The following is a 13,417-nucleotide window of genomic DNA, read 5'->3' as shown; positions in this document are numbered from 1 at the left end:
TCCACCTGGCTCGGGAACGTTCCAGCGTCCTCGAAGGCGGTGATCTGCTGCTCCGGAGCGGTCAACCAGTCGGCCAGCTGCTGGGCAGCGGCGACGTTCGCGCCGTTGGCAGGAACGGTCAGGTACGAGCCGCCCCAGTTGCCGCCGCCGCCGGGGAACACGTTGGCGATATCCCACGTGGTGACGTCGGGCGCGTTGCCCGAGATGACGCCGAGCATCCAGCCCGGGCAGAGCATCGTGGCGTAGTCACCGTTGGCAAGCCCGGCGAACCAGTCGTCGCCCCACTGCTGAAGGTGAGCGGACTGCGTCGAGCTGGCGTCGAGGACGGCGTTGTAGATGTCCTGGACCTCGGGGTTGGTGGTGGCGATGATCTCGCCGGTGGCCGGGTCTTCGTAGGCAGCCTCGACCTGGTTGATCATGCCCTGGTAGGTGGCGCCGGCCGAGTCGAACCAGGCCTTGCCGGTGGCGTCGACGTACTGCTGACCGACCTCGAAGTAGGTGTCCCAGTCGCCCGTGAGCAGGTCGGCGACAGCGGCGGGGTCGGTGGGCATGCCAGCGGCCTCGAGCAGGTCAGTGCGGTAGCAGACTGCCTCGGGCCCGATGTCGGTGCCGTAGCCGATCAGGTTGCCGTCGGGGTCGGTGGCTGCTTCGACCTTCCAGTCCAGCCAGCGGCTGGTGAGGTCGCTGGGCACGGGGGCCAGCAGGTCCGCGTACTGCATGACCTCGGGCAGCCAGTCGACCTCGATGGCCTCGATGTCGGCAAGACCCGTCTTGCCCAGCTTCTGGAAGTAGTTCGCGCGAGCGTCGTTGGACGTCGCGGCGACGTTGTGCACGATCGTCACGTTCGGGTTCTCATCCATGTACTGCTGAAGCAGTGCATCGGTGTACCCGAAGTCGTTGAAGGTCGAGATGGTGAGGGTGATCGGCTCGTCGGGGTTGACGGTTTCCGATCCCCCGCCGCTGCCCGAGCAGCCGGCGAGGACGAGCGCGGAGGCGCCGAAGGCGGCGGCGACGATCGCGCTGCGACGGAAGGCACGTGATGACACAGTCACTCCTTTGTGTGATGGATGCCGAAGAGGCACCCTTTGGCTTGTGCCTGGGTACCGAGGGAGGGCGGAACCCTGGCCATCGTGGGAACGCTCCCACGACTGCGGAACACGGTACGGGAGCGCTCCCACGGCGTCAAGGGAGCGCTCCCACGAATTCGGATAACGGTTTGATCACGGCCGCTCAGCGCGCCATCCGGCCGCCTCGGTAGACTGGCACGACCCCCTCCCTCGACATCCGGAGCGCCCCATGCCGACCATCGTCGTCGACGTCATGCCCAAGGCCGAGCTGCTCGACCCGCAGGGAAAGGCCGTCGCCGGCGCCCTGAACCGGCTTGGAATCGATGGCTTCGCCGGTGTCCGCATCGGCAAGCGCTTCGAGCTGACGGTCGAGGGCGAGGTCGACGACGCGCTTCTGGAGACCGCTCAGCGCATCGCCGATGAGATCCTCTCCAACTCCGTGATCGAGGATGTCGTGGGAATCGAGGTCATCGAGTGACCGTTCGCATCGGGGTCATCACGTTCCCCGGTTCGCTCGACGATCGCGACGCGCAGCGCGCCATCCGTGTCGCCGGCGCCGAGCCCGTCGCGCTGTGGCACGGCGACCACGACCTCGCTGGCGTCGATGCGCTCGTGCTTCCCGGCGGCTTCAGCTACGGCGACTACCTGCGTGCCGGGGCGATTGCCGCCCACGCGCCGATCATGCGCGAGGTCGCGGATGCCGCGGCGAAGGGGATGCCGATCCTCGGTATCTGCAACGGCTTCCAGATGCTCGTCGAGGCGCACCTGCTGCCCGGCGGGCTGATCCGCAACGCGCACCAGCAGTTCATCCGTCGCGATCAGCGGCTGCGCGTCGAGAACGCCGACACCGCGTGGACGAGCGGCTTCGAGGCGGGCCAAGAGATCGTCATCCCGCTCAAGAACGCCGATGGCGGCTACATCTGCTCGACCGAGACCCTCGATCGCATCGAGGGTGAAGGCCTCGTCGCGTTCCGCTACCTCGGGATCAACCCGAACGGCTCTCTCGACGACATCGCCGGTCTCACGAACGAGCGAGGCAACGTGGTCGGCCTGATGCCGCATCCTGAGCACGCTGTCGAGCCTGGCTTCGGTCCCGACACCCGCGACGCGATGCGCTCCGGCACCGACGGCCTGAGCTTTTTCACCTCAGCGATCTCGGCAGTCGTCAGCGCCGCCGCCTGACCCGCCGTTTCGTCTCGTCGGTCCGCCGGCACTTCAGTCGCGCCTTCCTGCGGGTCTCGCGGTACATGACCCACACATCCGCGCGACCGAACCACAGCCTGATCGTTCGGTCGCGCCCTCCCGCGGGTCGAGCACCGTAAGCCCCACACATCGGCGCGACCGAAACCCTCAGTGGGTAGCGTGAAGGGGTGACCTCCGACGCGCGCACCCTGGTGATTTCCGTACCCGACGACAAGCTCGAGAAAGACCTCGCAGGCCTTCCCGGCATCGAGGTCGTGCGGTGGGACATGGGCGATTCGGCGCCGCGGGCGGCGTTCGACATCGTCGTTCCGCCGTACATTCGCAGCCCGCGGGTGCTCGCTCGTCTCGAGGGCGTCGATGTTCGGCTGGTGCAGAGCCAGTCCATCGGGTATGAGGCTGCCGCCCGCCACCTGCCGCCGGGGATCGTCTACGCGAACGCGGCGACGGTTCATGAGGACTCGACGGCCGAACTCGCTCTCACGTTGACGCTCGCGGCGCAGCGCCAGATCCCGCGCCTCGTTGCGGCCCAGAGCGAGGGCCGCTGGGCGGGGGCGCGCGAGGGCGATGCGTTCCCCCCGAGCCTCGCCGACCGCCGGGTGCTCATCGTCGGATTCGGCGGCGTCGGCACGGCGATCGCGGCGCGACTGCGCGGCTTCGAAGCCCACGTCGAGGCTGTCGCCACCCGGACGCGGGTTGAGGACGGGATCGTGGTCCACGCACTCGACGAGCTGTCGGGTCTGCTCCCCCAGACAGAGATCGTCATCCTTGCTCTGCCGGGTGGGGAAGAGACGGCGAAACTCGTCGACAACGCCTTCCTCGCGGCTCTCCCGGATGACGCCCTTCTGGTCAACGTCGGGCGCGGGAGCCTTGTCGACACCGAGGCCCTGCTTCGCCATCTGCACGCGGGCCGGATCCGTGCGGCGCTCGACGTCGTCGACCCGGAGCCGGTGCCGGAGGGTCACGCGCTGTGGTCGGCGCCCGGACTGCTACTCACTCCCCACGTCGGGGGCGCGTCCACCGCGATGCGACCCCGGATCGCGAATCTGGTTCGCACGCAGGCCGAACGGATGCAGCGCGGCGAAGAGCCGATCAACGTCGTTCTCCGCACCTGAGGCCACAGCCACGTCGGGGCGCGCCCGCCGAACCTGGCACGATTGCAGGAGCAAAGCTCCCTTTCGCCGACCCCAGACCCCCGACTCCCTGTCCTGGGTTCGGCACGCAAGCCCGGCTAGCGAGTGTCGATGTCGAAGCCATCCCAGAGGTCGGCGCACTCGACGACAACCGCGGCGTGGGTCGCGAGGTACCGGTTCGCGCCCGAGTCGCCGTGAACGGATGCTGCCACCAGCTCCCAGTGATCCCGCCCGATCGCGACCGGGTGCCCGGGCCGCTCGTCATAGATCGCGCGGGCAAGCCCCTCCCCTCCAGCACCTGCCCGAAGCACGCGCGCCACGACGGATGCCGGCATGCCAGGCACGTCGACGGGTGCGATGACGGCGGAGTCGGCATCCGTGTTCGCGGCACCCGCGAGTCCCGCGCGAACTGACGCCGACAGCCCGAGTTCCCAGTCGGCGGCGACCACCGCGCTCACCGCGCCGAGCGTCGAAACGATCGAGACCGCGCGCTCTGCTTCGGCACCGATGACGACGAGCACCTCACTGCATCCGCCCTCGCGGAGCGCGACGACGACCTGCTCAAGCCACAGCACCCCGTCCGCGGCGCGCGCGAAGACTTTCGGCTGTCCGTATCGACGCCCCGCCCCGGCAGCCAACACGATTCCGCACGCCGTCATGCGGGCGAGCGTATCGGGGTCTGGTCGCGCCCGGGAAACAGCCGCGAAACAGCGCGGTGTTAGCGTCGCGGCAGAGCACGTCCTATCAACCATGGCTCCGGCGCCAGGGCGGGGACTGCGACGACCCGAATCGTCTCAGAACCCAGGAGGTACCCATGTCCGTCGTCGACAAGTCAGCTGCAGGGCTCGACGCCCGCCAGTATCACATCGCCATTGCGCCCGGCGAGGTCTCCAGCGTTGCTCTGCTGCCCGGCGATCCGTTCCGGGTGCCGCTCGTCGCCGAGTTCCTCACCGACGTGAAAGAGGTAGCGCACAACCGCGAGCACCGCACGATGACCGGCTGGTACAAGGGCCGCCACATTACGGCGACCTCGACGGGCATGGGATGCCCCTCCACCGCGATCGCCGTCGAAGAGCTCGCGCGCGTGGGCGTCACGTCCTTCATCCGTGTCGGCAGCTCGGCGGGCCTGCAGCCGGGGATCGCGCCCGGCGACCTGCTCGTGAGCGAGGGCAGCTTCCGCAATGACGGAACGACCGATGCCTACCTTCCGAAGGGCTTCCCCGCGGTGCCCGACCTGGAGCTCACCACCGCACTGGCCCGTCACGCGGAGCGGATCGCTGGGGCTGCGGGTACGAACTCGTTCCGCGGGATCAGCGTGAGCGACGACGCGTTCTACGCCGAGACCCCGGAGTGGATCGCGCAGCTGAACACGATGGGGATCCTCAACGTCGAGATGGAGGCATCGGCCCTCTACATCGTCGCGCGCCTGCGGGGCCTTCGCGCCGGCATGGTGTGTGCCTGCTCGAGCAACCTCGTCGACGGCGCATCGCTCTATTCGGGTACGAAGGCCGACCTGCAGGCGGGCTGGATGCGCTCGATCGAGGCAGCCCTCGAGACCGCCGTCGAGCTCGAGCTCTGACGGCGGTCTCGCGCCTGGGCTTACGGGCGGAGCATGACCTTGCCGACGCGGCCGGGCTCGAAGTTCAGGCGCGACGCGTCGGCGATCTGCTCGAGCCCGAACACCTGCGACACCGGCAGATCGAGCTTGCCCTGAGCGACGAGGGTGATGATCTCGCCGATGAGCTCGACCCGGTGCGCGGGTTCCATCGCGGCACTGACTTTGCCGCCCCAGAACCCGCGGACGGTCAGCTGCCGGAAGATGACGTCGCCCGACGAGATCTTCATCGTCGGCGATGCCATCGCGCCGAAGATCACGAGGGTGCCGTCCTCACCGAGCAGCGAGGCGACCTCGCCAGCGGCGGCGCCACCGACCGAGTCGACGCCGGCACGGATCGCGGCGCCGCCGGTGATCTCGGCGACGCGGTCGCGCCAGCCGTCGGCATCCGTCGCGACGACATCGTGGATGCCGACAGCGGCGAGTTCGTCGACGCCGGCGCCGCGGCGAACGAGGCCGAGCACGCGGACTCCGCGGGAGGCGGCGAACTGCGCGACCAGGCGCCCGACGGCGCCGTTCGCTGCGTTCTGCACGATCCAGTCGCCCTCGCTGACGTCGAGGTATTCGAGCAGGCTCGCAGCGCTCAGCGGCATGGAGATGATCTGTGCTGCGGCTTCGTCGGCAACGGCATCCGGCACCGGAATGAGCGCTGCAGCGGGAGCGATGACGTACTCGGACCAGACTCCGAAGACGGATGCCGTCACGACGCGCTGACCGACCTCGACGCCGGTGACTCCCTCGCCGACTGCGTCGACGACGCTGAGTGCCTCGGTTCCGGCGCGCGCGGGAAGCTCGGGCTTGTAGCCGTAGGTGCCGCGCACGGTCCAGATGTCGTGGTTGTGGATGGGGCTGAGAACGACCTTCAGCCGCACCTGGCCGGGCCCGGGCTCGGGAAGCTCGACCTCCTCGACGGCGAGGACCTCTGCCGGGTCGCCGAACTGGTGCTGCACGAGTGCGCGCATGATTCTCCTTTGTACGGATGGCTGGTGCGGCTCCCGTCGAGGATCACCCGGAACGAACGCACCCGAAACACAACGTCGGGAGAGTCGGGGTTTAGTCCCGCATTCAGCCGATCAGCAGGGCGATGACCAGGCTCACGACAGCCAGCAGCGGGAAGAGGCCCTGCGTCACGGCGGCTCGTCGCTTGTCGGGAGAGGTGACGAACAGCACCAGGGCTGCGGCGAGCATCGAGCCGGTCCCCACGAGCATGAGGGTCACGCCGACCGCCACTGAGCCGATGGCTGCGACGACGATCCCGAGAATCGCGGCGATCGCCAGGAACAGGTTGTAGAAGCCCTGGTTGAACGCGAAGGCGCGGGTGATTTCGACTTCGGCATCGTTGCGCACCCCGAACGTTGCGCGGCTGCGGGCTCCGCCCCAGGCGAGCGACTCGAGCCAGAAGATGTAGACGTGCAACAGGGCCGCCAGTGCGGCGAAGACCATTCCGGTGATGAGCATCCGGGTTCCTCTCGACTCGCTTAGCCTGGCACGTGCCGCGGCGAAACACTCGCGAAATCCTCGGCTGATTCACTCGGAGTGTTCGCTGAGTCAACATCGGATGCCGGAGGAAGGGCGCATGGACATCACCACCGTCACGTCCTATCGCTTCGCGAGCACCCGCGACGACCTCGCTCTCGCGCCCGGCGAGAAGATCCTCGCCGGCGGCACGTGGCTGATGAGCGAACCGCAGCCCGACGTGACCGGCTTCGTCGACATCACGCGCATCGGCTGGCCCGAGGTCGAGATCACGGATGCCGGGCTCCGCGTTGCTGCAACCTGCACCATCGCACGTCTCGTCGCGTGGTCGCGGGGAGAACTCGATACCCCGGTTCCGGTCGGTTGGCACGCCGCGGGAGCGATCCCGGATGCCGCGCACGCGCTGCTCATGTCGTTCAAGGTATGGAACACCGCAACGGTGGGCGGGAACGTCTGCCAGTCGTTCACGGCGGCGGCGATGGTGTCACTTCTCGCGGCGCTCGACGGGGAAGCGGTGATCTGGACGCCGGACGGCGGCGAACGTCGAGAGCCGGTCGCGGAGTTCATCATCGGTCAGGCGAAGAACACGCTGCAGCTCGGCGAGGTGCTGCGCGCGCTCGACGTTCCCGCGGCCGCGATGCGGTCCCGCGTGAGCCTGCACAAGATGGCCCTAGCTGAACTCGGTCGATCGGGCATAGTGGTGAGCGGCCGGCGCAACGAGGACGGCTCGACCGTCGTGGCGGTGACGGCATCCACCCTCACCCCGCACGTCTTCCGGTACCCCGGAGTTCCCGAGGCGGAGCAGCTTCGGGCGGATGTGACGAGCCCGACCGACTTCTTCACCGATGCTCTCGGCGAAGCGGACTGGCGGCGCGCGGTCACCGCCGTGCTCGCCGAGCGGGTGCTCGCTGACGTGGCGGAAGCGGACGGCTCGGAGGTGACCGCATGAGGCTCACGGTCGATGGCACCGACCTCGAGGGCGACCCCGCTCCGGGTCAGTGCCTGCGCACATTCCTGCGCGAGCATGGACACACCGAGGTCAAGAAGGGCTGCGACGCCGGCGACTGCGGGGCGTGCGCCGTGATCGTGGATGGCGAGCCCGTCCACTCCTGCATTGTTCCCGCCCAGCGCATGGATGGCGCTGTCGTCACGACAGCGGGCGGCCTCGCGCCGGGCGACGAGCTGCATCCGGTGCAGGAGCAGCTGGTCGAACACTTCGGTTTCCAGTGCGGGTTCTGCACCCCGGGGATGGCGGTCACGGCATCCACCCTCACCGAAGCCGACCTGCCCGAACTCGACCGCCGCATGAAGGGGAGCCTCTGCCGCTGCACGGGCTACCGTCCGATCCGCCAGGCGATCACTGCCGCGGTGATGGGGCCGGTGCGCGAGACGGGTTCGGCGTCTGTCGCTTCCGGCGGCATTGGGGCGTCAGTAATTCCCGAGCCCGCGCGCCGTATCGTGCAGGGTCGCGAGCCATACACGCTCGATGAGCCCGTTGCCGGTTCGCTCGTGCTGCGCGTGGTCGGCTCGCCGCACGCGCATGCCCGCATCCTCTCGATCAACACGGATGCCGCCCTCGCCGTCCCGGGGGTTGTTGCGGTCTTCACGCACGAGGACGCTCCCGCGACGCGGTTCTCGACCGGCCGCCACGAGCACCGAACCGACGACCCCGACGACACCCGGGTGCTCGACGACACCGTCCGCTTCATCGGACAGCGCGTCGCGGCGGTCGTCGCCGAGACCGCCGCCGCCGCGGACGCGGCAGCCCGGCTCGTGCAGGTCGAGTACGACATCCTTCCCGCCGTCTTCGACCCCGAAGAAGCCCGCACGCCGGGAGCGCCGGTACTGCATCCGGGCCGCACTCCCGAAGACCGGGTCGCGGATGCCTCCCGCAACGTCGTCGCGCAGCTGCACGAAGGCCACGGGGGTGACATCGACGCGGCGCTGGCGGCGAGCCCCGTGACCGTGACGGGCACGTGGCAGACCTCGCGCGTCACGCACGCGCAGCTCGAGACCCACGGCGCAGTCGGCTGGCTCGACGATGACGGCAGGCTCGTCATCCGTTCGAGCACGCAGGTGCCGTTCCTCACCCGCGACGAACTCGCGCACGTGTTCGACCTGCCGCGCGAGCAGGTCCGTGTGTTCGCGGCGCGGGTGGGCGGCGGCTTCGGCGGCAAGCAGGAGATCTTCACCGAGGACCTCGTCGCCCTCGCGGTGCTGCGCACCGGCCGACCCGTGACGTACGAGTTCAGCCGCACCGAGCAGTTCACGCGCGCGTCGCTGCGGCATCCGATGCGCGTCTCGGTGACTCTCGGGGCGGATGCCGACGGCACGCTCACCGCGATGAAGCTCGACGTGCTCAGCGACACCGGTGCGTACGGCAACCACGCGATCGGCGTGATGTTCCATGGGGTTGCCGAGTCGACGACCGTGTATCGGACGCCGGTGCGCCACATCGACGCCGAGGCCGTGTATACGAACAACGTGCCCTCGGGAGCGTTCCGTGGGTACGGGCTCGGGCAGGTCATGCTCGGCGTGGAATCCGCCATGGACATGCTCGCGCAGAAGCTTGACCTCGATCCGTTCGAGCTGCGGCGGCGCAATATCGTGCGGGCCGACGACCCGCTGCATCCGGATGAGGACCCGTACGAGCGCGACCTCATCATCGGCAGCTACGGCCTCGACCAGTGCCTGGACCTCGCGCAGGATGCTCTGCGCCGCGGCAACGGGGTGGCGGCACCGGCCGGGTGGGCGGTCGGCGAGGGGATGGCTGTTGCGATGATCGCGACGATCGCCCCGAACGGGCATGTCTCGCGCTCCCGAGTGGCGCTGCGCCCGGACGGTACGTTCATCGTGCGCGCCGGCACCGCCGAGTTCGGCAACGGCACCACCACCGTGCTGCGGCAGATCGCGGCATCCGTGCTGGAGGCACCGTTCGACCGGCTGCGGCTGTGGACCGCCGACACTGATGCCGTCGCGCACGACACCGGAGCGTTCGCCTCGACCGGGATCACCGTGGCGGGCAAGGCTCTCGCCGCCGCGTGCCAGGCGCTGCGGACACGGATGCTCGAGCTCGCCGCCGCGCAGACCGGCACGGATGCAGATGCCGGGCTGTTGACGGATGCCGGGGTCGCGACCCCTGCGGGCGTTGTGTCGTTCCACGACCTCGTCGCCGCGGCTTCGGCCGAGGAGCGCGACGAGAACGGCCTGTTCGCGACCGGTGACGAGGAGGGGCACCTGCGCTCGGTGTCGTTCAACGTTCACGCGGTAAGGGTCGCGGTCGAGCCCGAGACCGGAGTTGTGCGGATTCTGCAGTCGGTGCAGTCGGCGGATGCCGGAACCGTGATGAACCCGGCCCAGCTGCGCGGACAGATCGAGGGTGGCGTCGCCCAGGCCGTCGGCAGCGCGCTGTACGAAGAGGTGCTCGTCGAAGACGGTGCGGTGCTGAACCCCGCGTTCCGCGTGTATCGCGTGCCGCAGTTCGCCGATGTTCCCGAGACCGAGGTGTACCTCGCCGACACGTCCGACACTGTCGGTCCGTTCGGAGCGAAGTCGATGAGCGAGTCGCCCTACAACCCCGTCGCCCCCGCGATCGGCAACGCCATCGCCCGGGCTCTCGGGCGCCGGCCCTTCCACCAGCCCTTCACCCGCCAGCGCGTGTGGCGCCTGGCGCAGCATCCTGAACCAGCGGAGTAACCCATGCCGATCGCGACATCCTTCACCATGACCCTGCCCGCGTGGCTCGTCGACGAGGCAGACACGCTGCCTACGGTGCTGCCCACGCTCGAAGAGCGCATGGCGCTCGTGAACCGCCTCGCCGACCGCAACTGGCGCGAGGGCAACGGGGGTCCGTTCGCCGCGATCGTCGTGGATGACACCACGGGCGAACTCGTCTCGGCGGGAGTGAACGTCGTGCTGTCGACCGGCAAGTCATCGGGGCACGCCGAGGTCATGGCCCTCGGGCTCGCGCAGCAGCGCCTGGGCCGCTGGGACCTCGGCGCTGACGGCGCGAACCTGTCGCTCGTTGTCAACTGGCGCCCGTGCGTGCAGTGCTACGGCGCGACGATGTGGAGTGGTGTGCGGTCTCTGGTCGTGGCCGGATCCGGTCCCGAGCTCGAAGAGCTGTCGGGATTCGACGAGGGTCCGATGGTGAGCGACTGGGCCGAGCAGTTCGAGGCTCGCGGCATCCGGGTAACACAGGATGTCGGCCGCGACGAAGCCCTGGAGGTCTACCGCACCTACGGCGCCAGCGACAGCGTCGTATACAACGCCCGCGGCGAGTAGGCCCGGCGGCGATCCGGTCTGGTTTCGTCGGAGGGATCGTCCTCGGTCGGATGCCTCAGGCCCAGCGACCCGACGGAACCGTCTGCATCCGACGCAAGCGAGGTGAGCTACGCCTGGGTCGCCGCGCGCACGGCCTCGACGGCGGCCGACGGTGACCCGTGGAAGGCCGGGCCGTGTCCGGGCAGTACCCAGTCGGCATCCAGGTCGGCGATGCGGCCGAGTGACGCGAGCGCCTCGGCGGGGTCATCCGTGAACGGAGCCGGGCCGGGGCCGGTGCGACCGGTCAGCACGTGGCGGGTCGTGAGCGCGTCTCCCACGAAGACGGCCCGGACCTCGGGCGAGAAGATCGCGATGCTGCCGGGCGAGTGGCCTGGCATCGACATCACGCGGGGCGCGCCGGGAAGATCGAGCGTGTCGCCGTCGCTGACCTCGCGCACCTCGGTGAGCCAGCGCGGCCGCATGCCCTTGCGCATGCCGTAGGCGGCGAACTGCAGCAGGGGGCCGATCCGGGTCGGGCCCATCGGGGTCTTGGGCTTGTCACCGCCGCGAGCGCGATCGGCGTCGGCGGCGTGCACGAAGACCGGGATGCCTCGCTCGGCGCGGAGGCGCTCGGCGAACCCGACGTGGTCGCTGTCGCCGTGGGTGAGCACGATGCCGCGGATGTCGTCGACGGAGCGACCGATGGCATCCAGCTCGCGGGTGAGGTCGGCGTACATGCCGGGCAGTCCTGCGTCGATGAGCGTGATGCCCTCGGGCGTGACGATCAGGTAAGCGGCGACGATGTCGTTGCCGATGCGGTGCAGCGATGGTGCGAGTCTCATGACTGGCCTTTCAGAAGGATGGCTACGAACGTTAGCCATGATAGCTTATGTTCGTAGCCATGGAGGTCCGATGCCCACACCAAAGAGAACATCGCTCGACGAGATCGTCAGCGCAGCAGCGCGCCTGCTCGAAACGGGCGGGGTCGCGGCGGTCACGATGCAGGCGGTAGCGGCGGATGTCGGGGTGAAAGCTCCCTCGCTGTACAAGCGCGTGCGCGACCGCGAAACACTCTTGGGGCTCGTCGGCGGCGCCGCGGCTGACGACCTTACGGGGCGCCTGGATGCGGCATCCGGGATCGAAGAGCTGCTGCTCGTCTTTCGCCGCTTCGCGCACGAGCGACCCGAGGCGTTCCGGTTGTTGTTCACCGCGGGGGTGGATGCCGACAAGCTCGCCGCCACCAGCGCGCCAGCCCTGCGCGCGACCACGGCCGCCGTCGGGCCGGAGCACGCGCTCGACGCGGCGCGGCTGCTGACGGCGTGGGCCACCGGGTTCGTCACGATGGAGCTCGCCGGGGCCTTCCGCCTCGGCGGTGATCTCAACGACGCCTACGACTATGGCATTGCCCACCTCGTGGGCTCCCTCGTCTCCGACTAGCCGCGCCGGTCGGCTGTGGGCAGCGCCGTATCCTGGAGCGGTGTCCACTCCCGCCCGCACCAGCGCCGAGGGGCCGAGTGCGGCATCCGACGAAGCACAGATCGGCGTCGGAATCGGGCGGCAGGTGCGGCAGGCGCGCACCGAGAAGAAGCTGTCGATGCGGGCGCTCGCGTCGGCTGCCGAGATCAGCCAGCCGTTTCTGAGCCAGATCGAGTCGGGCCAGACGATGCCCTCGCTGCTGACCCTGTACCGCATCGCGAACGCCCTCGATATCTCCCCCTCCGCGCTCCTCCCGGCCGACCCCGACCCCGCGGTTGTCCATGTCTCCAGGGCGGCGGATGCCACGTGGGTGCCGGTCTCTGAGGCATCCGACACCGCCCATACCCGCGTCATCCATGCCGGTGAGACCTCGCTGCAGGAGTACGTCATCCGCCCCGGCGAGCAGGTCGGGGACTGGTTCGAGACGGATGGCGAAGTCATCCACTACGTCATCGAAGGCGCCATCGCCCTCGAGATCGAAGGCCTCGGGATCTGGGAACTCGGCGCCGGGGATGCCGTCGCCCATCCGGGGGCGCTGCGGAACCGCTGGCACCTTCGAGGCGACGGCTCCGCCCGGGTCGCGTTCGTCTACACCGGCGGGGCGTAAGGACGCCCATCTAACGCCCGGCGCGAGGATACTCCGCATGCCGCTGAGTGCGCCACCAATTTACTCATCGTAAATAGACGCTCGGCGTATACTTCCAATGAGAAAAGGAGGAAGTATGGCCGCGGACGTTGACATCGTGCGCGCTGTCGCGCGGGCACCGCTTCGCACCCTGCGCCTGAAGGAGGTCCCCGAGCTGGCACGGAACACCTGGCGGACAACGGACCGTCTGGTCGAGCAGGGCGCGCTGGTGCGGCTAGCTCATGGGGTCTACACGGCGGTTCCTGATGGCCGCGATGGTCGGACATGGAAGCCGCCGTTGGAGGCGGCCGCTCTCGCGCTTGCGACGGCGCGATTCGGCGCGCGAGAAGTCGCCCTCATGGGGGTCAGCGCCGCGCGCCACTGGGTTGCCATCCCACGGGCTATCGGCGTCGCCACGGTGGCGGTGCCTCGACGCGGCTACGCACCCGTCACCCTTGAGGGAGGTGGGCTCGTCAAGTTCGTTCCTCGCAACATGGACACCCTTGAGCTCGTATTGGAACGCACGGGACTCGGTGAGGGACTCGTCACGACACCCGAGCAG

The 13,417-nt window shown here is 69.1% G+C and carries 15 protein-coding genes; 10 read left to right on the top strand and 5 right to left on the bottom strand.

From position 1 onward, the window contains the following. A partial coding sequence (locus Q1V87_RS12160; RefSeq protein WP_300593234.1) for an ABC transporter substrate-binding protein occupies positions 1-1,046 on the bottom strand: 1,046 nt, incomplete at its 3' end. Between the two features lie 250 nt (positions 1,047-1,296). On the opposite strand from Q1V87_RS12160, the gene purS reads away from it, so the two are divergent. From purS to Q1V87_RS12145, 3 genes are all read left to right on the top strand, one after another. Beyond that, entirely contained in the window at positions 1,297-1,545 is a 249-nt protein-coding gene (gene purS, locus Q1V87_RS12155) for a phosphoribosylformylglycinamidine synthase subunit PurS (protein ID WP_195692738.1), read from the top strand. Next, positions 1,542-2,249 (top strand): phosphoribosylformylglycinamidine synthase subunit PurQ, encoded by a 708-nt coding sequence (gene purQ, locus Q1V87_RS12150; protein WP_300593228.1) that lies wholly within the window; start codon positions 1,542-1,544, stop codon positions 2,247-2,249. The genes purS and purQ overlap by 4 nt, the downstream gene beginning before the upstream one ends. A gap of 188 nt (positions 2,250-2,437) precedes the next feature. Beyond that, complete coding sequence (locus Q1V87_RS12145) at positions 2,438-3,382, top strand: 2-hydroxyacid dehydrogenase (RefSeq protein ID WP_300593225.1); 945 nt, start codon at positions 2,438-2,440, stop codon at positions 3,380-3,382. 116 nt (positions 3,383-3,498) lie between these two features. Here the strand turns inward: Q1V87_RS12145 and Q1V87_RS12140 are convergent, their stop codons facing one another. After that, positions 3,499-4,059 carry a nucleotidyltransferase family protein gene (locus Q1V87_RS12140; RefSeq protein WP_300593222.1) on the bottom strand — a complete coding sequence of 187 codons (561 nt, stop codon included), beginning with the start codon at positions 4,057-4,059 and terminating at the stop codon, positions 3,499-3,501. A 155-nt stretch (positions 4,060-4,214) separates the two neighbouring features. On the opposite strand from Q1V87_RS12140, the gene Q1V87_RS12135 reads away from it, so the two are divergent. Next, positions 4,215-4,979, top strand: a complete 765-nt coding sequence (locus Q1V87_RS12135; protein WP_195692735.1) for a nucleoside phosphorylase — start codon at positions 4,215-4,217, stop codon at positions 4,977-4,979. A 20-nt stretch (positions 4,980-4,999) separates the two neighbouring features. Here Q1V87_RS12135 and Q1V87_RS12130 read toward each other — a convergent pair whose 3' ends face one another. Continuing rightward, positions 5,000-5,977 (bottom strand): zinc-binding dehydrogenase, encoded by a 978-nt coding sequence (locus Q1V87_RS12130; protein WP_300593220.1) that lies wholly within the window; start codon positions 5,975-5,977, stop codon positions 5,000-5,002. A 103-nt stretch (positions 5,978-6,080) separates the two neighbouring features. Further along, positions 6,081-6,473: a DUF1304 domain-containing protein gene (locus Q1V87_RS12125; protein ID WP_300593217.1), complete on the bottom strand. Its 393-nt coding sequence runs from the start codon at positions 6,471-6,473 to the stop codon at positions 6,081-6,083. 118 nt (positions 6,474-6,591) lie between these two features. On the opposite strand from Q1V87_RS12125, the gene Q1V87_RS12120 reads away from it, so the two are divergent. The 3 genes from Q1V87_RS12120 to Q1V87_RS12110 are packed head-to-tail and all read left to right on the top strand — an operon-like array spanning position 6,592 to position 10,775. Further along, positions 6,592-7,440: an FAD binding domain-containing protein gene (locus Q1V87_RS12120; protein ID WP_300593214.1), complete on the top strand. Its 849-nt coding sequence runs from the start codon at positions 6,592-6,594 to the stop codon at positions 7,438-7,440. Continuing rightward, positions 7,437-10,187, top strand: a complete 2,751-nt coding sequence (locus Q1V87_RS12115) for a molybdopterin cofactor-binding domain-containing protein (RefSeq protein WP_300593211.1) — start codon at positions 7,437-7,439, stop codon at positions 10,185-10,187. Before Q1V87_RS12120 ends, Q1V87_RS12115 begins: the two co-directional genes overlap by 4 nt. Before the next feature lie 3 nt (positions 10,188-10,190). Beyond that, entirely contained in the window at positions 10,191-10,775 is a 585-nt protein-coding gene (locus tag Q1V87_RS12110; RefSeq protein WP_300593208.1) for a nucleoside deaminase, read from the top strand. A gap of 107 nt (positions 10,776-10,882) precedes the next feature. Here the strand turns inward: Q1V87_RS12110 and Q1V87_RS12105 are convergent, their stop codons facing one another. Next, positions 10,883-11,596 (bottom strand): MBL fold metallo-hydrolase, encoded by a 714-nt coding sequence (locus Q1V87_RS12105; RefSeq protein WP_300593205.1) that lies wholly within the window; start codon positions 11,594-11,596, stop codon positions 10,883-10,885. A gap of 70 nt (positions 11,597-11,666) precedes the next feature. Here Q1V87_RS12105 and Q1V87_RS12100 point away from each other — a divergent pair, with 70 nt between their 5' ends. The 3 genes from Q1V87_RS12100 to Q1V87_RS12090 form a co-directional block, all read left to right on the top strand. Next, positions 11,667-12,191, top strand: coding sequence for a TetR/AcrR family transcriptional regulator (locus Q1V87_RS12100; RefSeq protein WP_300593202.1), 525 nt, complete (start codon positions 11,667-11,669; stop codon positions 12,189-12,191). A 40-nt stretch (positions 12,192-12,231) separates the two neighbouring features. Beyond that, positions 12,232-12,837 (top strand): helix-turn-helix domain-containing protein, encoded by a 606-nt coding sequence (locus Q1V87_RS12095; protein WP_300593199.1) that lies wholly within the window; start codon positions 12,232-12,234, stop codon positions 12,835-12,837. 115 nt (positions 12,838-12,952) lie between these two features. Beyond that, positions 12,953-13,417, top strand: a 465-nt coding sequence (locus tag Q1V87_RS12090) for a hypothetical protein (protein ID WP_300593196.1), incomplete at its 3' end; no start/stop codon positions are given.

Origin of the sequence: Microbacterium sp. (assembly GCF_030149085.1) — a bacterium.
Lineage (GTDB): Bacteria > Actinomycetota > Actinomycetes > Actinomycetales > Microbacteriaceae > Microbacterium.
The sequence above is the reverse complement of the archived record's forward strand: the minus strand, read 5'-3'. Positions and strand labels throughout refer to the sequence as shown.

Bases quoted from the DNA above. Each gene is read 5' to 3' on its own strand.
- Q1V87_RS12105 (WP_300593205.1), bottom strand. From the start codon at position 11,596: ATGAGACTCGCACCATCGCTGCACCGCATCGGCAACGACATCGTCGCC.
- Q1V87_RS12115 (WP_300593211.1), top strand. From the start codon at position 7,437: ATGAGGCTCACGGTCGATGGCACCGACCTCGAGGGCGACCCCGCTCCG.
- Q1V87_RS12140 (WP_300593222.1), bottom strand. From the start codon at position 4,059: ATGACGGCGTGCGGAATCGTGTTGGCTGCCGGGGCGGGGCGTCGATAC.
- Q1V87_RS12125 (WP_300593217.1), bottom strand. From the start codon at position 6,473: ATGCTCATCACCGGAATGGTCTTCGCCGCACTGGCGGCCCTGTTGCAC.
- Q1V87_RS12135 (WP_195692735.1), top strand. From the start codon at position 4,215: ATGTCCGTCGTCGACAAGTCAGCTGCAGGGCTCGACGCCCGCCAGTAT.
- Q1V87_RS12120 (WP_300593214.1), top strand. From the start codon at position 6,592: ATGGACATCACCACCGTCACGTCCTATCGCTTCGCGAGCACCCGCGAC.
- purS (WP_195692738.1), top strand. From the start codon at position 1,297: ATGCCGACCATCGTCGTCGACGTCATGCCCAAGGCCGAGCTGCTCGAC.
- Q1V87_RS12100 (WP_300593202.1), top strand. From the start codon at position 11,667: ATGCCCACACCAAAGAGAACATCGCTCGACGAGATCGTCAGCGCAGCA.
- Q1V87_RS12110 (WP_300593208.1), top strand. From the start codon at position 10,191: ATGCCGATCGCGACATCCTTCACCATGACCCTGCCCGCGTGGCTCGTC.
- Q1V87_RS12130 (WP_300593220.1), bottom strand. From the start codon at position 5,977: ATGCGCGCACTCGTGCAGCACCAGTTCGGCGACCCGGCAGAGGTCCTC.